Source organism: Amycolatopsis sp. NPDC049253, assembly GCF_040678995.1.
GTDB lineage: Bacteria > Actinomycetota > Actinomycetes > Mycobacteriales > Pseudonocardiaceae > Amycolatopsis.
This window is the reverse complement of the sequence record NZ_JBFAQX010000023.1, coordinates 87,357-109,061: the sequence shown is the minus strand read 5'-3', so window position 1 is coordinate 109,061 and position 21,705 is coordinate 87,357. Positions and strand designations below refer to the sequence as shown.

The window sequence follows — 21,705 nt, the reverse complement described above, 5'->3', positions numbered from 1 at the left end:
TCCGGGCCGGTGCCGAGCCGACTTACGATCCCTCCGACGACCAGGAATGCTGCCTTGCTACAGCGGTGGAGTGCGTTATGCGTGAGTTAGACAGGAATCCGGAATCCGGTTTCGGCCAGCGGCTGACGCACTTGCCGCCGGGCGATCGGGCGGCGTTCGTCGCGGACGTGGTGCACAGTGCCACGCGGGCCGCGCTCCGGGCCGTGCTGCCGGAGGTGCCGGCCGTCCTCGACCCGGAGAAGGCGTTCTCCGACCACGGGTTCGACTCGCTGGCGGCGGTGGAGCTGCACGCGCAGCTCACCGACGCCACCGGGCTCGACCTGCCGGTGACGCTCGCGTTCGACCACCCGACCCCGGCCGCCGTCGCGCGGTTCCTGCAGGCGCAGGTGTTCGGGGAGGAGGCCGTCGACAGTGGACTGATCGTGCGCGGTGACAACCACGACGAGCCGGTGGCCATCGTCGGCATCGGCTGCCGCTACCCGGGTGGCGCGGCTTCGCCCGAGCAGCTGTGGCAGCTGGTCGCGGACGAGGTGCACACGATCAGCGGCTTCCCGACCGACCGCGGCTGGGACCTCGGCAAGCTCTACGACCCGGACCCCGACCGGCCCGGGAGCAGCTACGTCGCCTCCGGCGGCTTCCTGCCCGACGCCGGCGAGTTCGACGCCGGCTTCTTCGGCATCGCGCCGCGCGAGGCGTCGGCGATGGACCCGCAGCAGCGGCTGGTGCTGGAGACGGCGTGGGAAGCGCTGGAGCGGGCGAAGATCGACCCGACCACGCTGCGCGGCACGCCCGCTGGCGTGTTCATCGGTGCGGAGGCCCAGGAGTACGGGCCGCGCCTGCACGAAGCTCCCGACGGCCTCGACGGCTACCTCCTCACGGGCAACGCGCCGAGCGTCGTCTCCGGGCGCGTCGCCTACTCGCTCGGTCTCGAAGGCCCGACGCTGACGGTCGACACCGCGTGCTCGGGTTCACTGGTGGCGCTGCACCTCGCGGTGCAGGCGCTGCGGCGCGGGGAGACGCACCTCGCGCTCGCCGGCGGGGTCGCCGTGATGGGTGCGCCCGGCACGTTCACCGCCTTCAGCCGCCAGCGTGGCCTGGCCGAGGACGGGCGGTGCAAGGCGTTCGCCGCGGCGGCCGACGGCACCGGGTTCGCCGAGGGCGTCGGTGTCCTCGTGCTGGAGCGGCTCTCCGACGCCGTGGCCAACGGGCACACCGTGCTCGCCGTGGTCCGCGGTTCGGCCATCAACTCCGACGGCGCGTCCAACGGGCTCACCGCGCCCAACGGCCCCTCGCAGCAGCGGGTGATCACGCGCGCGCTGGCCGACGCCGGCCTTGATCCGTCCGAAGTGGACGCGGTCGAGGCCCACGGCACCGGCACGCGGCTCGGGGACCCGATCGAGGCGCAGGCGCTGCTGGCCACCTACGGGCGGGAGCGCGAGACGCCGCTGCTGCTGGGCTCGATCAAGTCCAACATCGGACACACGCAGGCCGCCGCGGGCGTCGCCGGCGTGATCAAGATGGTCGAGGCCATGCGCCGCGGCGTGCTGCCGAAGACACTGCACGTCGATGCGCCGACCCCGCACGTCGACTGGACCGCCGGCGCCGTCGAGCTGCTGACCGAAACGCGCGAGTGGCCGCTGGTCGAGCGTCCGCGGCGCGCGGGCGTGTCGTCGTTCGGGGTCAGTGGCACCAACGCGCACGTCATCATCGAGCAGGCCCCAGCCGTCGACACCGAGGAGACGCCGGCCCAGCAGCTGCCGGTGGTGCCGCTGGTGGTGTCCGCTCGGGACGAGGACGCCCTGCGGGCCCAGGCCGCCAAGCTGGTGTCCACCGTGGATGCCGGGAACCTCGCCGACCTCGGCTTCTCCCTCGCCGCCACCCGGGCCGCGCACGACCTCCGCGCCGTGGTTGTCGCCGAGGACACCGCTGACGCCGTTCGCGGGCTCACCGCGCTGGCCGCGGGGGAGCCGGACGCCGCCGTGGTCACGGGCGAGCGCACGCCGGGCAAGCTCGCGATGCTGTTCACCGGCCAGGGTTCGCAGCGCCTCGCCATGGGCCGGGAGCTCTACCTCGCCTACCCGGTGTTCGCCGAGGTCTTCGACGAGGTCATCGACAACCTCGACGTGCAGATGGACCAGCCGCTGCGCGACGTGCTTTTCGGCGACGACGCCGACGAGCTCAATCACACGCAGTACGCGCAGTGCGCCCTGTTCGCCGTGGAGGTCGCGCTCGCCCGGCTGCTGGAGTCGTGGGGCGTCCGGCCCGACGTCCTGCTGGGCCACTCGATCGGCGAGCTCGCCGCCGCGCACCTCGCCGGGGTCTGGTCGCTGGCCGACGCGTGCCTGGTCGTCGCCGCGCGGGGCCGCCTGATGCAGGCGCTGCCGGAGGGAGGGGCGATGGTCGCGCTCGCCGCGACCGAGGACGAGGTGCAGCCGCTGCTCAACGACCGCGTGGGCATCGCGGCCGTCAACGGCCCGTCGTCCGTCGTGGTCTCCGGTGGGCGCGACGCCGTCGAGGACGTCGCCACCGTGTTCCGGCTGCAGGGCCGCAAGACGAGCGAGCTGCGCGTGTCGCACGCGTTCCACTCGCCGCTGATGGAGCCGATGCTGGCGGAGTTCCGCGAGATTCTCGAGGTCGTGGACTACGCGCCGCCGTCGATCCCGGTGGTGTCCAACGTGACCGGCCGCCTCGCCAAGCCGGAGGAGCTGTGCTCGCCGGGCTACTGGCTGTGGCACGTGCGTCGCGCGGTGCGGTTCGCCGACGGCGTGGCGACGCTGGCCGAGGCCGGCGTGACGACCGCGATCGAAGTCGGCCCCGACGCCGTCCTGTCGGCGCTGGCCGCCACCGGTCCCTACGCCGACACCATCACCTTCACCGCCGCGCAGCGCCGCGACCACGCCGAGGTCACCACCCTCGCCGGCGCGCTCGGCAAGCTGCACACGCGCGGGGTGGCGGTCGACTGGAGCGCGTTCTTCGGCCCGGCCCGCCGCGTGGACCTGCCGACGTATGCCTTCCAGCGCAAGCACTTCTGGCTCACCGCCCCGGTTTCGCACGGTGCCGCGGCCGACCTCGGCCAGCTCGCGTCGAGCCACCCGCTGCTGGCCGCGGAGATCGGCCTCGCGGGCGACGGGCTCGTGTTCACCGGCCGCGTCGGCCTGAGGACGCATCCATGGCTGGCCGACCACACCATCGCGGGCACCGCGGTGCTGCCGGGCACGGCGTTCGTCGAGATGGCGCTGCACGCCGGCGAGCAGGCCGGCTGCGGCGTGCTCGATGAGCTGACGCTGCAGGCGCCGCTCGCGCTGCCGGAGTCCGGCGGGGTCGCGCTGCAGGCCGTGGTCGGCGCGGAGGAAGACGGGCGCCGCACGATCGAGTTCCACTCGCGTCCGGACCACGACGCCGACGCCGCCTGGACCCGCCACGCCGTGGGTGTCCTCGCGACCGGTCCGGTCGTCGAGCCGGCGAGCCTGACCGAGTGGCCGCCCGCCGGCGCCGAGGTCGTCGCCACCGCCGAGCTGTACGGCGAGCTGGCCGAGCAGGGTTACGGCTATGGCCCGTTGTTCCAGGGCCTGCGCACGGCATGGCGGCGCGACGACGTCGTCTACGCCGAGGTCGCGCTGCCCGCCGCGCAGGAAGCCGCGTTCGGGATCCACCCGGCGCTCCTCGACGCCGTGCTGCACGCCACCGACTTCGCCCCGGGTGAGGCCCGGGAGGCCGAGGAGATCCGGCTGCCGTTCGCGTGGAGCGGCGTGCGGCTGCACGCCTCCGGCGCGACCGAGGGACGGGTGCGCATCACGTCGCCCGCCACCGGTGGCGTCACGCTGGAGATCACCGACCCGGCCGGCGCGCCGGTGCTGTCGGTCGAGTCGTTCCGCTCGCGGGCCGTCCGCGGTGCCGACCTCGGCACGCAGGCGCGGGACCTGCTCTACAGCGTGGAGTGGACGCCGGTCACGTCCGGCGCCGAGCTGCCCACGCTCGCCGCGCTCGGCTCGGTCGCCGGCCTCGACGTGCCTGTGGCCGACGCGCTGGTGTCGCTCGTGGACGTTCCGCGGGCCGTGCTGCTGCCGGTTTCCGTGCGCGGCAAGAACGCCGCCACCGCCGCCAAGCAGGCCGCGCACCGCGTGCTGGCTGTGCTGCGGCAGTGGCTGGACAACGAGCGTTACGAATCTTCGCGGCTGGTCGTGCTGACGCGCGGCGAGCTGGCCGACTCCGCGGTGCGGGGCCTGGTGCGGTCGGCTCAGGCCGAGCACCCGGGCCGGGTGGTGCTGGTCGAGGGCGCGGTCACGCCCGGGGCACTGGCCACGGCGCTGGGCTCGGGGGAGCCGGAGCTGCGGATCGAGGGCGGCGCCGTGCACGCGGCCCGCCTGGTGCGGCTCACCGCCGACGCCGAGCGGCCGACGTGGTCGGCCGAAGGCACCGTCCTCATCACCGGCGGCACGGGTGGCCTGGGCGCGCAGGTCGCGCGCCACCTCGTCACGAACCACGGCGTGCGCAGCCTCCTGCTGGTCAGCCGCCGCGGTGCCGACGCTCCGGGCGCGGCCGAGCTGGTCGCGGACCTGCGGGAGCTGGGCGCGCGCGTGACGGTGGCCGCGGCCGACGTGAGCAAGAAGCGCTCGCTGTCCGTGGCGCTGAAGAAGGCTGAGCAGCCGCTGTCCGCCGTCGTCCACACCGCCGGCGTGCTGGACAACGCGATGATCGGCTCGCTGACCGAAGAGCGGCTCGACGCCGTGCTGGCCCCGAAGGTCGACGCGGCCTGGCACCTGCACGAACTCGTCGGTGACGTTTCGGCGTTCGTCCTGTTCTCGTCCTCGGCGGGCCTCGCCGACGGCGCGGGCCAGGCGAACTACGCGGCCGGCAACACCTTCCTCGACGCGCTGGCCGAGCACCGCTGCACCGAAGGCAAGATGGCCACGTCGCTGGCCTGGGGTCTGTGGGACGGCGACCTCGGCATGGGCGCCACACTGTCCGAAGTGGACCGCAGCCGCATCGCGCGGCTCGGCCTCGCGCCGTTGACCGTGGCCGAAAGCCTGGCCGCGCTCGACGCGGCACTGGCCTCGGGCGCACCGGCCGTGGTGCCGACGCGCGTCGACCGCTCCGCGCTGCGGGCCCGGGGCGAGGACGTCCCGGCGGTGCTGCGGGGCCTCGCACCTGCCGGCCGTCGCCGGGCGGCCGCCGCGGTCGGGTCCGGTGAGCTCACGCCGGAGCAGCAGTTCGCCGGCCGCTTCGCCCACCTCGGTGAGGCCGACCGCGACCGCGCCGTGCTCGACCTGGTGCGCACGCACGTCGCGGCCGTGCTCGGCCACGACAGCGCCGACGCGATCAACCCGGCGCGCCCGTTCGGCGAGATCGGGTTCGACTCACTGGCCGCGGTGGAGCTGCGCAACATCCTCGATTCCGTCACCGGCATGCGGCTGCCCGCCACGCTCGTCTTCGACTACCCGACGCCGCGCGCGCTGGCCGAGTACCTCGTGGGCCGGCTGGCCGGGCTCGCGCCGGCGCAGCCGGTCGCGCCGGTCACGACCGTGGACCCGGAAGAGCCGATCGCGATCGTCGGCATCGCCTGCCGCTACCCGGGTGGCGTGACCACGCCGGAGGACCTGTGGCGGCTGGTCGCCGACGGCGAGGAGGCGCTGACCCCGTTCCCGGCCGACCGCGGCTGGAACGTCGACGCGCTGTACGACCCGGAGCCCGGCAAGCCCGGCCACTCCTACGTCAAGCACGGCGCCTTCCTGCACGAGGCCGCCGAGTTCGACGCCGACTTCTTCGAGATCAGCCCGCGTGAGGCCGCCGCCATGGACCCGCAGCAGCGGCTGTTGCTCGAAGTGTCGTGGGAGGCGTTCGAGCGCGCGGGCATCGACCCGGTTTCCTTGCGCGGCAGCGCGACCGGCGTCTTCGCCGGCGTGATGTACCACGACTGGGGCACCCGGCTCGGCACGGTGTCCGACGACATCGCCGGCTACCTCGGCAACGGCAGTCTCGCCAGCGTCGTCTCCGGCCGCGTGTCCTACGCGCTGGGCCTGGAGGGCCCGACAGTCACGGTCGACACGGCCTGCTCGTCGTCGCTGGTCGCCCTGCACTGGGCGGCGCAGGCGCTGCGCCGCGGCGAATGCACGCTCGCCCTCGCCGGCGGGGTCACGGTGATGTCCACTCCGGACACCTTCGTCGACTTCTCCCGCCAGCGTGGCCTTTCCGCCGACGGCCGCTGCCGCTCGTTCGCCGACGCGGCCGACGGCACCGGCTGGGGCGAGGGCGCGGGCATGCTGCTCGTCGAGCGCCTGTCCGACGCCCGCCGCAACGGGCACCCCGTCCTCGCGCTGCTGCGCGGCTCCGCGGTGAACCACGACGGCGCGTCCAACGGGCTCACCGCCCCCAACGGCCCCTCGCAGCAGCGGGTGATCACCCGCGCGCTGGCCGACGCCGGCCTCACGCCGTCCGAAGTCGACGCCGTCGAGGGCCACGGCACCGGCACCACGCTGGGTGACCCGATCGAGGCGCAGGCGCTGCTGGCCACCTACGGCCAGGAGCGCGAAGAGCCGCTGTGGCTGGGTTCGATCAAGTCCAACATCGGCCACACGCAGGCCGCCGCCGGTGTCGCGGGCATCATCAAGATGGTCCTGGCGATGCAGCACGAGCAGCTGCCGCGCACACTGCACGTCGACCGTCCGTCCACAGTGGTCGACTGGGCCGCGGGTTCGGTGCGGCTGCTCACGCAGCAGCAGGAGTGGGCGGCCCACGGCCACCCGCGGCGCGCGGCCGTGTCCTCGTTCGGCATCAGCGGCACCAACGCCCACGTGATCCTGGAGCAGGCGCCCGAGATCGAGCACGAGCAGCCGGAGGAGACGCAGGTCGTCGTGCCGGTCGCGCTGTCCGGCCGGTCCGCCGCCGCGGTGCGCGGGCAGGCGGCCCGGCTGCGGACCTGGCTGGCCGAGCACGAGAACGTCGGCGTCGCGGAGATCGCGCGTTCGGTGGCCGCGACGCGGGCGTCGCTGGAGCACCGCGCGGTGGTCGTCGCCGGGACCGTGGCCGAGCTGGCCGACGGCCTCGGCGCCCTGGCCGCCGGTGAGGCCGCGTCCGACCAGGTCACGGACGGGAAGCTCGCCTTCCTGTTCTCCGGCCAGGGGGCGCAGCGTGTCGGCATGGGCCGCGAGCTGTCCGAGGCCTACCCGGTGTTCGCCGAGGCCTTCGACGCCGTCTGCGTGGCCATCGATCGGCACACCGACGTGCCGCTGCGCGACGTCGTCTTCGGTACCACCGGGCTCGCCGACCGCGGGCTGCTGGACCAGACGCAGTACACGCAGCCCGGCCTCTTCGCCGTCGAGGTCGCGCTCTTCCGGCTCGCCGAGTCGTGGGGGATCGTGCCCGATGCACTCGCCGGCCACTCCATCGGCGAGCTGGCGGCCGCGCACGTCGCCGGGGTGCTCTCGCTCGACGACGCCGCCAAGCTGGTCGCCGCCCGCGGCCGCCTGATGGGGGCGCTGGCGGAGCGGCCGGGTGCGATGGTCGCGTTCGCCGCGCCGGAGGCGACCGTGCGCGCGCTGCTGGCCGGGCACGACGACGTGAGCATCGCCGCCGTCAACGGGCCCGCCGCGGTGGTGGTCTCCGGTGACGCCGGCGTGGTCGCGGAGATCGAGCGCCTGGCCGGCGACATCCAGACGCGCCGGTTGCGCGTGAGTCACGCGTTCCACTCGCCGCTGATGGACCCGATGCTCGACGAGTTCCGCACGATCGCCGCCGGGCTCGCGTATGCGGCGCCGCGGATCCCGATCGTCTCCACCGTCACCGGCCGCGTCGCCACGGACGAGGAGCTGTGCTCGCCGGAGTACTGGGTCACGCACGTCCGCGAGACCGTGCGCTTCGGCGCGGCGGTCGAGACGCTCGCCGCCAGTGGTGTCCGGACGTTCCTCGAACTCGGGCCCGACAGCGTGCTGTCGGTGCTCGGCCCGCAGAGCGTCGAGGACAGCGACGGCAACACGGTGTTCGTCCCGTTCGGCCGGCGCGACCAGGACGAGGTCCGCACGGCACTGGCCGCCGCCGGGCGCCTGCACACGCGGGGCGCGGCGAAGCTCGGCCGGCTGCTCGGCGACGGCCCGGTGCGGCTCGACCTGCCGACGTACGCCTTCCAGCACAAGCGTTACTGGCTCGACGCCACGCCGTCCGGCGACGTCACGGCCGTCGGCCAGCAGCCGCTGGCGCACCCGATGCTGGGTGCGGTCGTGCCGCTGTCCGGTTCGGACACCACGGTGCTCACCGGCCGGCTCTCGGCCGCGTCGGTGCCGTGGCTGGCCGACCACGTGGTGAAGGGCGCGATCCTCGTGCCGGGCACCGGTCTGCTGGAGCTGGCCGTCGCGGCCGGCGACCAGGTGGGTCTGCCGGTGGTGGAGGAGTTGACGCTGCAAGCCCCGCTCGTCCTGCCGCCGGACGGTGCGGTCGCGCTGCAGGTCGTGGTCGGCCCGGCCGCCGACGACCGTCGTCCGGTCACGGTGTTCTCCCGCCCGGCCGGCACCGAGGGCGACTGGACGCAGCACGCGCTCGGCACGCTCTCGGCCGTCACGCGGCCCGAGCCCGCCGGGCTGACCGAATGGCCGCCGCCGGGGGCGAGCGTGATCCCGGTCGAGGGCGCCTACGAGCTGCTCGCCGACCGCGGGTACGGCTACGGCCTGGCGTTCCAGGGCCTCAAAGCCGCGTGGCGCCGGGGCAACGAGGTGTTCGCCGAGGTCGCGCTGCCGGAACCGGCCGCGTCCACGGCCGGCGCCTACGGCCTGCACCCCGCGCTGCTCGACACCGCCATGCACGCCGACCTGCTCGGCGACCCGAGCGGCGCGACGCTGCTGCCGTTCGTGTGGAACGGCGTGACGCTGCACGCGGTCGGCGCCGCGGTGCTGCGGGTGCGCATCGTCCGGCTGGACGGTGACGAGCTCTCGGCCATCGAGGTGGCCGACAGCGAGGGCCGGCCGGTCGCGACGATCGAGTCGCTCGTGTCGCGGCCGGTGCAGAAGGGGCTCTCGATCGCACCGGACACAGTGGACGGTTCGCTGCTGAAGATCGCCTGGCAGCCCGTTACCGCGCCGGCGACAGACATCGCCGTCGTGGCCGTCGGCCGCGGCCGGGTCGGGGTGGCCGCCACCTACGCCGGGTTCGCGGACCTGATCGGGGCCGTCGACCGTGGTGAGCCGGTGCCGGAGCTGGTGACGCTGTCGGTGCCGGAACGCGAAGGCGACGTGCCGGAGGTCTCCCGTGAGCACGCGGCCTGGCTGCTGGCGGAAATCCAGGCCTGGCTCGCGGAATCGCGGTTCGCGGGCACCAAGCTCGCGGTCGTCACGCACTCCGCGACCGCCGCCGGCGGCGCAGGAGTGGACGTCACCGAAGGCGCCCTCTGGGGTCTGGCGCGCGCCGCGCAGGCCGAGCACCCGGGGCGCGTGTTCCTCGTGGACGCCGACACCGCGACCACACCCGAGGACATCGCGGCCGCGGTCGCGTCGGGGGAGCCGGAGTCCGCGGTTCGCGCCGGTTCGGTGCTCGTGCCGCGCTACGCCCGCACAGAGACCACCGGGGTTTCGCCGTTCGGCGAAGGAACGGTGCTGGTCACCGGCGGTACCGGCGGGCTCGGCAGCCTGCTGGCGCGCTACCTCGTGGCCGAGCACGGCGTGCGTGACCTGGTGCTCACCAGCCGCCGTGGCCTCGACGCCCCGGGGGCGGCGCAGCTGGCCGACGACCTCACGGACCTCGGCGCCACGGTCACGGTCGCGGCGTGCGACGTCGCCGACCGCGCGGCCGTCGCGGAGCTGCTCGACGCGTTGCCGCGGCTGTCCGCCGTGGTCCACGCCGCGGGCACGGCCGACAGCGGGGTCTTCGACTCGCTGACCGCGGACCAGCTGCACTCCGTGCTCAAGCCCAAGGTCGACGCCGCCTGGCACCTGCACGAGCTGACCGCTTCACGCGAGCTGTCCGCGTTCGTGCTGTTCTCCTCCGCCGGAGGCCAGGTGCTGCCTGCCGGCCAGGCGAACTACGCCGCGGCGAACGCGTTCCTCGACGGTCTCGCGTTGTACCGGCGCGGGGCGGGCCTGCCCGCGACCGCGCTGGCGTGGGGTCTGTGGGCCGAGAACACCGGTCTCGGCGGCGACCTCTCCGAGGCCGACCTCGCCCGCATGGCTCGCCTCGGCCTGCCCGCGGTCACCGCCGAGCAGGGGCTGGCGCTGTTCGACGCCGCGGTCGCCACGGAAGACGCCGTGGTGGCGCCGCTGCGGATCGACGTGCCCGCGCTGAAGGCCCGCACCGACGAGCTGCCGGCTCTGCTGCGCGGCTTCGTGCCGCCGAGGGCCCGCCGCGTGGCCAAAGCCAAGACCGCGAGCGCGGACAACGCCCTGGCGCACGAACTGGCCGCCCTCGTCGAGAGTGAGCGCGACCGCGTGCTGCTGGACCTCGTCCGCACGCAGGTGGCGACCGTCCTCGGCTACGCGGACAAGTCCGAAGTGGACGGATCCCGCGCGTTCAAGGAGCTCGGGTTCGACTCCCTGGCGGCAGTGGAGCTGCGCAACCTGCTCGGCACGGCCACCGGGCTGTCGCTGCCGGCGACGCTCATCTTCGATCACCCGACCGCCAAGGCCGTCGCCGATTTCGTGAAGGGCAAGCTGCTCGGCGCGGTCGCGAAGACCCCGGCCACGACCACCCGCACCCACGCTTCGATGCAGGAGCCGATCGCGATCGTCGGCATGGCCTGCCGGTACCCCGGTGGCGTGCGGTCGCCCGAGGACCTGTGGCGGCTGCTCGTCGACGAGGTCGACGCGGTCAGCGGCTTCCCGACCAACCGCGGCTGGGACACCGAGGGCATCTACGACCCCGAACGCGGCAAGCGGGGCAAGACCTACGCCAACCAGGGCGGTTTCCTCCACGACGCCGCCGAGTTCGACCCGGCGTTCTTCGGCATCGGCCCGCGGGAGGCCATGGCGATGGACCCGCAGCAGCGCCTGCTGCTCGAGACGGCGTGGGAGGCCGTCGAACGGGCCGGCATCGACCCGACGGCGTTGCGCGGCAGCCTGACCGGCGTCTTCACCGGCGCCATGTACGACGACTACGGCAGCCGCGCTCCCGGCGCGCCCGCCGACGTCGCCGCCTACATCCCCAACGGCAGCTCGGGCGCGGTCGTCTCCGGCCGGATCTCCTACTTGCTGGGGCTCGAGGGTCCGTGCATGACGGTGGACACGGCGTGCTCGTCTTCGCTGGTCACGCTGCACCTCGCGGTGCAGGCGCTGCGGGCGGGCGAGTGCGGGCTGGCGCTGGCCGGCGGCGTGACGGTGCTGTCGCAGTCGGACCTGTTCGTCGACTCCAGCCGGCAGGGCGTGCTTTCGCCCAACGGCCGCTCGAAGTCGTTCTCGGCCGCGTCCGACGGCGTCGGCTGGGCCGAAGGCGCGGGGCTGCTCCTGCTGGAGCGGCTGTCCGACGCGCAGCGCAACGGCCACGAGGTGCTCGCCGTCGTCCGCTCGAGCGCGGTGAACCAGGACGGCGCGTCCAACGGGCTCACCGCCCCGAACGGCCCTTCGCAGGAACGCGTGATCCACGCGGCGCTCGCCGCCGGTGGGCTTCGACCGTCCGAAGTGGACGCCGTCGAGGCGCACGGTTCGGGCACGAAGCTCGGTGACCCCATCGAGGCGCAGGCCCTGCTGGCCACCTACGGCCAGGACCGGCCCGAGGGCCGGCCGCTGTATCTGGGCTCGGTGAAGTCGAACATCGGCCACGCGCAGGCCTCGGGTGGGGCGGCCGGCGTGATGAAGGTCGTGCAGGCGCTGCGGCACAACCTGCTGCCGCGGACACTGCACGTCGACGCGCCCTCGCCCGTCGTCGACTGGACGACCGGGGACATCGAGCTGCTGACCGAGGCTCGGCCGTGGCTGCCGAACGGGCGACCGCGCCGCGCCGGTGTCTCGTCCTTCGGCATCAGCGGGACCAACGCGCACATCATCATCGAGGAGGCGCCTCCGTCCACTGTGGAGACGCCCAGGGCCGGTACTCCGGCGCTGCCGGTGGTGCCGCTGCCGCTCGCCGGTTCGGTGGGCCAGGCACTGGCCGACCAGGCCGCCCGGCTGGCGGAGCACCTGCGGGCGAACCCGGAGCTGGACCTGACCGACGTCGGGTACTCGCTGGCCACCGGTCGCGCGGCGCTCGACCACCGCGCGGTCGTGCTGGCCGCCGGCCGCGAGGCCGCGCTCAAGGCACTCGACGGCCTCGCCGCCGGCGGGACCCCCGCGGGCACGGTGACCGGCACGATCAGCGCGGCCGACCTGACCGCGTTCCTGTTCACCGGTCAGGGCGCGCAGCAGCCGGGCATGGGCCGCGGGCTCTACGAGGCCTTCCCGGTGTTCGCCGGCGCGTTCGACGAGATCTGCGGTCTCTTCGAGACGGAGGTGCCGCTCAAGCAGGTCATCTGGGCCGAGAAGGGCTCCGACGAGGGGAAGCTGCTCAACCAGACCGCCTACACGCAGTGCGCGCTGTTCGCGATCGAGGTCGCGCTCTACCGCCTGGTCGAGTCGTGGGGCGCCGTGCCCGACTACGTGGCCGGGCACTCGATCGGCGAGCTCGCCGCGGCCCACGTGGCCGGGGTGCTGTCGCTGGCCGACGCCTGCACGCTGGTCGCCGCGCGCGGCCGGCTCATGCAGGCGCTGCCGAGCGGGGGTGCCATGGCCGCGATCGCCGCCACGGAGGACGAGGTGCGGGCCGCGCTGCCGTCCGACGTCGACGTCGCCGCGGTCAACGGTCCGCGCTCGGTCGTGATCTCCGGGCCGGAATCCTCGGTGCAGGAGGCCATGACCGCGTTCTCCGACGCAGGGCGGCGCACGAAGCAGCTGGCGGTGTCGCACGCGTTCCACTCGGCGCTGATGGAGCCGATGCTGGCGGAGTTCGGCGCGGTTGCCGAGGGCCTCAGCTACTCCGCGCCGGCGATTCCGGTGGTGTCCAACGTGACCGGGCAGATCGCCACGGCCGCCGAGCTGTGCTCGCCCGCCTACTGGGTGGGGCACGTCCGGGAAGCCGTGCGGTTCGCCGACGGGGTCACGACGTTGCTGGGCGCCGGCGTCACGCGGTTCGTGGAGCTGGGCCCGGACGCGGTGCTCACCGGCATGGCCCGCGAGAGCGACACGGCGGCGGCCGAACGGCCGGACCGCGTGGTGCAGGTGCCGGCGATGCGGCGCGGCCGCGACGAGGTGACCACGCTGTTCACCGCGCTCGGCACGCTGTTCTCGCGCGGCGCGAAGCTCGACTGGCGGGCGCTGTTCGCCGGGCGCGGTGCGTCCACTGTGGACCTGCCGACGTATGCGTTCCAGAACAAGTCCTACTGGCTCGACGCGACCAAGGGCACCGGCGACGTCGGTTCCCTGGGCGCCAAGTCCGCCGCGCACCCGCTGCTGGGCGCGTTCGTGGAGCTTCCCGACGGCGGCGCGGTGCTCACCGGCCGCCTGTCCGCGGCGACGCAGCCGTGGCTGGCCGACCACGTGGTGATGGGCCGCACGATGCTGCCCGGCACCGCGTACGTCGAGCTGGCCGCGCACGCCGGGGACCAGGTCGGGGCGGCGGTGCTGGAGGAGCTGACCCAGCAGGCACCGCTGCTGCTGCCCGAGGACGGCGTGGACCTGCGCGTGGTCGTCGGGGCTCCGGACGCGAGCGGGCGCCGGGAGTTCTCGGTGCACTCGCGGGCGGCCGAGCGAGGTGCTTGGTCGCAGCACGCGGCGGGCACGTTGACCACCGGAACGCCGGCCGCGGAGTTCGACCTGGCGGCCTGGCCGCCGGCGGGCGCCGCGGCCGTGGACCTCACCGGGCTCTACGACGACCTCGCCGGCCTGGGCTTCGGCTACGGCCCGACGTTCCGGAACCTGCGCGCGGTGTGGTTGCGCGACGGTGAGGTGTTCGCCGAGGTCGCGCTGCCCGACGGCACGGCGGCCGGCGAGTTCGGCCTCCACCCGGGGCTGCTCGACTCCGCGCTGGGCGCGACGGACTTCCTCGTACCGGGCGGGCCGAAGGTCCTGACCGAGACGACGATCCCGTTCGCGTGGAACACGGTCTCGCTGTTCGCGGCCGGTGCCACGGCGCTGCGAGTGCGGGTGCGCAAGACCGAGAGCGGATCCGAACTGGCGCTCGCCGACGCGGCCGGCGCGCCCGTCGCGTGGATCGAGTCCCTGGTCACGCGGCCGGTGTCGGAGGGCCAGCTCGGTGCGAAGGTGCCGGACTCGCTCTACCGCATCGACTGGCTGCCCGCGTCGGGCGTGCGGCTGGCGCCGTCGATCGACGGCTGGGCCGTGCTGGGTGCCGACGATCTCGGCCTGGGCCTGCCGGTCCACGCCGAGCCGGTGGCGGCCGACGTGCTGGTGCTGCCGGTCGCGGCCGAGGACGGCGACGTGCCGGCCCGCGTCCACACGACGGTGCGGAAGACGTTGGCGCTGCTGCAGAACTGGCTCGGCCGGTTCGACGACGGCAAGCTCCTGGTCGTCACCCGCGGCGCGGTCGAGGCGGACACACCGGACCTCGCGCAGGCGCCGGTCTGGGGTCTGGTGCGGGCCGCGCAGGCGGAGAACCCGGGCCGGATCCAGCTGGTCGACGTCGACGGCAAGGCGGAGTCCGCGCAGGCGCTGCCCGCGGTGGCGGCTTCGGGTGAGCCCGAGGCGGTCGTCCGCGCCGGTGAGGTGCGCGTGCCGCGGCTGGTGCGCGTGACCGAGATCGGCGAGCCGGTCGAATGGAACCCGGACGGCACGGTGCTCATCACCGGTGGCGCCGGTCTGCTCGGTGGGCTGCTCGCCCGGCACCTCGTCGCCCGCGGTGCCCGGGACCTCGTCCTCACGAGCCGCCGGGGCCTCGGTGCTCCGGGTGCCCGGGAGCTGGTCGAGGAACTCGCCGGGCAAGGCGCGAAGGTCACCGTGGCCGCGTGCGACGTCACCGACCGCGCCGAGCTGGCCGGGCTGCTGGAGACGCTGCCGAAGCTCACCGCCGTGGTTCACGCGGCCGGGCAGATGGACAGCGCGGTGCTGGGCGCCCTCACCCCGGAGCAGGTCGAGACCGTGCTGCGGCCGAAGGTCGACGCGGCCTGGCACCTGCACGAGCTCACGGCGTCGCGGGACCTGGCGGCTTTCGTCCTCTATTCGTCGGCAGGCGGCCTGGTGCTGGCCGCGGGGCAGGCCAACTACGCGGCGGGCAACGTGTTCCTCGACGCGCTGGCCGAGCACCGGGCGGCGCAGGGCCTGCCGGCGACCTCCCTGGCCTGGGGTCCGTGGGAAGGCACCGACGGCGAGGTAGACCTGGCGCACATCGCCCGGTACGGCGTCGCGGAGCTGACCGCGGAGGACGGGCTCGCGTTGTTCGACGCCGCGCTCGCGGCCCGGCGGCCGACGCTCGTGCCGGTGGAGCTGGCCGACCTGAAGGAAGCCGACCGCGTGGCTCCGCTCCTGCGTGGCCTGGTCGCGGCTCCGTCCCGGCGAACCGCCGCGGCCGGGGCTCCGGCCGCGGCGCCCGAGGCCGGGTTCGCGGACAAGGTCGCCGCGCTGGCGGCGAGCGAGCGGGAAGCCGCGGCGCTGCAGCTGGTGTGCGAGCACGCGGCGGCGGTCCTGGGTTACGACGAAGCTTCGGCCGTCGGGGTCGAGAAGGGCTTCACGGACCTCGGCATCGACTCGCTGGCGGCGCTGGAGCTGCGCAACCGGCTCGGGGCGGCGACGGGGCTGCGGCTGCCGGCGACGCTGATCTTCGACTACCCGAGCCCGCTCCCGCTGGCCCGGCACCTGCTGGCGGAACTGCTGCCCGAGACCGAAGAGAACGCTGAGATCGAGGAGACCGACGAAGCCGCGTCCGCAGTCGCGGCGATGGACCTGGCCGACCTGGTCCGCTCCGCGATGGGTGGCGACCAGACCGACGAACGAGGTGAGTCCCGGTGACCCAGTCCCCGTCGACCGAGCAGATCGTCGCCGCGCTGCGGCAGTCCATGACGGACAACGAGCGGCTCAAGGCGGACAACAAGAAGCTCTCCGCCCGGCTGCACGAGCCGATCGCGATCATCGGCATGGGCTGCCGCTACCCCGGCGGTGTCACGACTCCGGACGAGCTGTGGCAGCTGGTCGCGGGGGGCGTCGACGCGATCGGCGAGTTCCCCTCCGACCGCGGCTGGGACACCGCGTCGATCCACGACCCCAGCGGTTCCCGGCCCGGCACGACGTACTCGAACGAAGGCGGGTTCCTTCACGAGGCCGCCGACTTCGAGCCCGAGTTCTTCGGGATCTCGCCGCGGGAGGCGCTCACGCTCGACCCGCAGCAGCGCGTGCTGCTGGAGACGGCGTGGGAAGCGGTGGAGCGCGCCGGGATCGTGCCGGCGACGCTGCGCGGGACCAGCACCGGCGTGTTCACCGGCGTGATGTACCACGACTACGGCGCAGGCAGCAGCGACGGCAGCCTGATCTCCGGGCGCGTCTCCTACACGCTCGGGCTCGAGGGCCCGTCGGTGTCGGTGGACACGGCGTGCTCGTCTTCGCTGGTCGCCATGCACCTCGCGGCGCAGGCGCTGCGGCGCGGCGAGTGTTCGCTGGCGCTGGCCGGCGGCGTGACGGTGATGGTGACGCCGGATATGTTCGTGTACTTCAGCGAGCAGCACGGGCTGTCCTCCGACGGGCGCTGCAAGGCGTTCGGCAGCGGCGCCGACGGCGTCGGCTGCTCGGAGGGCGCCGGGATGCTGCTGCTGGAGCGGCTTTCGGACGCTCGCCGAAACGGTCACCACGTGCTGGCCGTGCTGCGCGGCAGCGCGGTGAACTCCGATGGCGCGTCGAGCGGCATCACGGTGCCCAACGGGCCCGCGCAGCAGCGCGTGATCCGGGCGGCGCTGGCCGACGGTGGTCTCGAACTGTCCGATGTGGACTTCGTCGAGGCGCACGGCACCGGCACGAAGCTGGGTGACCCGATCGAGGCGCAGGCCCTGATCGCGACCTACGGCAAGGTGACGACGCCGGACCGGCCGCTGTATGTCGGGTCGTTCAAGTCGAACGTCGGCCACACGCAGGCCGCGGCCGGGGTGGGTGGCGTGATCAAGGCGGTGGAGGCGCTGCGGCGCGGTGTCCTGCCGCGCACGCTGCACGCCGACGAGCCGTCACCGCACGTCGACTGGTCCGACGGCACGGTCGCGCTGCTCGCCGACGAGCGGGCGTGGCCGGAGACCGGGCGCGCGCGGCGGGCCGCGGTGTCGTCGTTCGGCATCAGCGGGACGAACGCGCACGTGATCGTGGAGCAGGGTGACCCGGCTCCCGAGCCTTCGGCCGAGGACGGGCCCGTGACGTGGCTGTTCTCGGCCACCGGGCCGGAGGCGCTGCGGGCGCAGGCGGGCCGGCTGGCGGAGGTCTCGGGCTCGGCCGCGGACGTCGGGCTGTCGCTGGTGACCACGCGGACGTTGGGCGAGTACCGGGCCGGTGTGGTGGCGGCCGATCGTGCCGGTGCGGCACGGGCGTTGACGGAGTACGCGGCCGGGCGCACGCCCGCCGGAGTCGTCGAAGGCGTTGCGGCGCCGGGGAAAACGGCCTTCCTGTTCACCGGGCAGGGCGCGCAGCGAGCGGGGATGGGGCTCGAGCTGGCCGCCGAGCATCCCGCGTTCGCCGCCGCGCTGGACGAGGTCGCCGCCGAGCTGGATCCGCACCTGGACACGCCGCTGCGCGAGCTGCTGGCGGACGCGGCGAAGCTCGACGAGACCGGCGCCACGCAGCCGGCGCTGTTCGCCGTCGAGGTCGCGGTCTTCCGGCTGCTGGAAGCGTGGGGGGTGCGGGCGGACCGGCTGATCGGGCATTCGATCGGCGAGCTGGCGGCCGCGCACTGCGCCGGGGTGTTCTCGCTGGCCGACGCGGCCCGGCTGGTGGCCGCGCGGGCACGGCTGATGCAGGCGCTGCCGCGTGGCGGCGCGATGGTCGCGGTGCAGGCGACGGAGGACGAGGTCCTGCCGTTGCTCACCGAGGGCGTCGGGATCGCCGCGGTCAACGGGCCCGATTCGGTCGTGCTGTCCGGGGTTGAAGACGCCGTGCTGGCGGTCGTGGAGAAGTTCGCGCGAACGTCGCGGTTGCGGGTGTCGCACGCGTTCCACTCGCCGTTGATGGAGCCGATGCTGGCCGAGTTCGCCGCGGTGGCGGAGAAGGTGAGCTACTCGGCGTCGACGATTCCGGTGGTGTCCACGGCCGGTGGCGATCTGTCCACTCCGGACTACTGGGTGCGGCAGGTGCGAGAGGCGGTGCGGTTCGCCGACGCCCTGCGCACGGCGCTGGCCGACGGCGTGACCACGTTCGTCGAGGTCGGGCCGAGCGCGGTCCTCACGGCGATGGGGCAGAGCTGCCTGTCCGGCGACGAGCGGGCGACGTTCGTGCCGGTGCTGCGCAAGGACCGGCCGGAGGCCGAAAGCGCGGCCACGGCGGTCGCGACGCTGTTCACGGCCGGGGTGCCCGTCGACTTCGAGGCGCTCTACGCCGGGGCGCACCGGGTGGAGCTGCCGACGTATGCGTTCCAGCGCAAGCGCTACTGGCTCGACAACCCGACCGGCGCCCGCGTGCGTGGCGTCGCCGAGGCCGGCCAGCGCGAGGCGGGGCACCCGTTGCTGGGCGCGGTCGTGGTCGCGGCGGACGCGGGTGGCGTGGTGCTCACGGGCAAGCTTTCGCTGAGTGCGCAGCCGTGGCTGGCCGACCACGTGGTGCAGGGTGCGGCGTTGTTCCCGGGCACGGCGTTCGTGGAGCTGGCCGTGCGGGCCGGCGACGAGGCCGGCTGCCCGCGGCTCGACGAGCTGACGTTGGCCGCGCCGCTGATCCTGCCCGAACAGGGCGGGGTGCGGCTGCAGGTCACGGTCGGCGCGGAAGACGAGGAAGGCACGCGGTCGCTGGGGATCTACTCGCAGGCCGAGGGCGCTGACGAGTGGGTTCAGCACGGCAGTGGCCGCCTCTCGTCCACTGTGGACGAAAGGCCGGAAGCCGCCGAGTGGCCGCCGGCCGGTGCGGTCGAGCTCGACGTGACCGGCCGCTACGACGACCTCGCCGCCCAGGGGTTCGACTACGGCCCGGTGTTCGCCGGGCTGAACCGCGTCTGGCAGGTGGGTGACCGGCTGGCGGCTGAGGTGGCCGTGCCGGAGCAGGCGAACGCCGAGGCCTTCGGCCTGCACCCGGCGTTGCTGGACGCGGCATTGCACACGATCGGCCTCGCCGGGCCGACGGAGGACAAGCCGGTGCTGCCGTTCGCGTGGTCGGGCGTGTCGCTGCACGCCGGTGGCGCGTCGAGCTTGCGGGTGCTGATTACCAGCGACGTCGAGAACACGGTGTCGCTGACGGCCACCGACCCGACCGGTGCGCCGGTGCTGAGCGTCGAAACGCTGGCGCTGCGGCCGATCGCCGACGACGCGTTCGCGCCCGCCGGGCGTTCGGCGGTGGACGACTCGCTGTTCCGCGTGGAATGGCCGGCGTGGTCAGGTGAGCCGGCCGCCGCCGTGACGTCGGCGGTGCTCGGCGAGGACGTCTTCGGTCTCGGTGGAAAGTCTTCGGCGGACCTCGCATCGCTGGTCGCCGGGATCGGTGGTGGCGACGCGGTGCCGGACGTGGTGTTCGTGCCGTTCGCCGAGCCCGCGGAGGCCACCCCGGCAGGCGCACGCGAAGCCGTGCACCGGCTGCTGGCGTTGGCCCAGGCATGGGTCGGGGAAGAGGTGCTGGGCGCGTCGCGGCTGGTCGTCGTCGCGCGCCGCGCGATCGGCACCCGCCCGGACGAGGCCGTGGCCGACCTGACCCACGCGGCTCTGTGGGGTGTCGTGCGGACCGCGCAGCTGGAGTACCCGGACCGCTTCATGGTCGTGGACCTGGACGACGGCCCGGTGCCGGTCGCGGAGGTTCTCGGCGCGATGTACGCGGCCGAGCCCGGCGTCGCCGTGCGCGACGGCCAGGTGCTGGTGCACCGGCTGGCCAAGTTCGTGCCGGACGAAAAGCGCGTGCACCTCGACGGAACTGTCCTGGTCACCGGCGCGACCGGCGTGCTGGGCAAGCTCATCGCGCGCCACCTCGTGACGTCGTACGGCGTGCGGGAGCTGCTCCTGACCAGCCGGCGCGGCCTCGAAGCTCCCGGTGCGCCCGAGTTCGTGGCGGCGCTGGAGGAACTGGGCGCTTCGGTCTCGCTGGTCGCGTGCGATCTGGCTGCCCGTGACGCGGTGGTTTCGCTGCTGGACGGCGTTTCCCTGTCCGCGGTGATCCACACGGCCGGGGTGGTCGACGACGGTGTGCTGCTGTCGCTGACCCCGGAGCGGATGGACGCGGTGCTGCGGCCCAAGGTCGACGCCGCGTGGCACCTGTCCGAGCTGACGGCGTCGATGGACCTGGCGGCCTTCGTGCTGTATTCGTCGGCGGGCGGGACGCTGGGCGCGGCCGGGCAGGCGAACTACTCGGCGGCGAACGTGTTCCTGGACGCGCTGGCGCAACACCGCGTCGCGGCCGGGCTGCCGGGCGTCTCGCTGGCCTGGGGGCTGTGGTCGGAGGGCGGCATGTCCGGCGAGCTCGGTGACACCGACCTCGTCCGGATGGCCCGCTCCGGCGTCTTCGGTCTGTCCTTTGCGGACGGTCTCGACCTGTTCGACGCCGTCTTCGGGACAACGGAACCGGCGTTGGTGCCGGTGCGGCTGGACCTGTCCGGGCTGCGGGCCGACGCGCACAGCGTGCCGGCGATGCTGCGGGGGCTGGTCAAACGGTCGACGCGGCGCCGGGTCGAGGTGGTCGACGACTCGTGGGGCCGGATTTCCTCCCTGCCGGCCGCAGAGCGGCCACGGGCCGTCGTGGAGCTGGTGTGCGGCACCGCCGCGGTGGTGCTCGGACACGACAACGCCGCCGCGGTCGACCCGCGCAAGGGCTTCATCGAGCTCGGCTTCGACTCCTTGACGGCGATCGAGCTGCGCAACCGCCTCGACGTGGTGACCGGGCTGCGGCTGCCGGCCACGCTGATCTTCGACTATCCCTCGGTGGAGGTGCTGGCCGGGTTCCTCGCGGAGTCCGTGGAGGACGGCCCGTCCGACGTCGAGGTGCGGGTGGAGGAGCTGGTGGCGGCGCTGCGGAGCGCGGACGCCGACGTGCGGGGCAAGGTCCTGGAACGGCTGAAGACCGTCGTCGGGGAGTTCGCCGAGAACGATGAGGTCGAAGACGCCAGTGCCGACGAGCTGTTCGCGATGCTGGACGAGGAGCTCGGCGCGCACTAGCACGAACGGGAAACGGGCCGTCCACAGTGGAAACCGTGGGCGGCCCGTCGTCATGTCCGGGGGAGCGGAGCGGGATGCGCTCGACGCTCGGGGCGGACGCGGATCGCGAACCTGGGACTGTGGCGGCCCCAGGGCGTTCTGTACGCGTCGGCGGGGTTCTCAGGCTTCGGTGAGCAGACCCAGGGAGCACAGCGAGCCGGCCAGCGCGATGATGTCGTAGCGCGCGTCCTCCTCGTCGGTGCCCCACAGGCCGGACAGGACGGCCGCGGCGCGGTCGACGTCGCCGTTCTGCTGCTTCAGCGCGATCCACATCGCCGCGGCGACGGGCTCGCACTCGATCTGGCGGCGGGTGGCGCGGCAGGTGAGCTCGAGGTGGCCGTTGGGGAGCATCCGCTGGGTGACGCCGGGAGCGGTCTGGATGGCCATCATGACTACCTCCGAGGGAAGTGGTTCCGGGGTGTTTCCTTGATGTACTCAGTTTCGCGGAACCGGGCCCACCG

3 protein-coding genes are annotated in these 21,705 nt (G+C 74.0%); 2 read left to right on the top strand and 1 reads right to left on the bottom strand.

Translation table 11 applies throughout. The features are described 5' to 3' along the window. Positions 1 to 77: 77 nt before the first annotated feature. Both AB0K15_RS35905 and AB0K15_RS35900 read left to right on the top strand, forming a co-directional pair. Positions 78 to 15,905, top strand: coding sequence for a type I polyketide synthase (locus AB0K15_RS35905; RefSeq protein WP_364060940.1), 15,828 nt, complete (start codon positions 78 to 80; stop codon positions 15,903 to 15,905). After that, positions 15,902 to 21,205: a type I polyketide synthase gene (locus AB0K15_RS35900; protein ID WP_364060937.1), complete on the top strand. Its 5,304-nt coding sequence runs from the start codon at positions 15,902 to 15,904 to the stop codon at positions 21,203 to 21,205. Before AB0K15_RS35905 ends, AB0K15_RS35900 begins: the two co-directional genes overlap by 4 nt. 159 nt (positions 21,206 to 21,364) lie before the next feature. Here AB0K15_RS35900 and AB0K15_RS35895 read toward each other — a convergent pair whose 3' ends face one another. Then, complete coding sequence (locus tag AB0K15_RS35895; RefSeq protein ID WP_364060934.1) at positions 21,365 to 21,631, bottom strand: hypothetical protein; 267 nt, start codon at positions 21,629 to 21,631, stop codon at positions 21,365 to 21,367. Between the last annotated feature and the right edge of the window lie 74 nt (positions 21,632 to 21,705).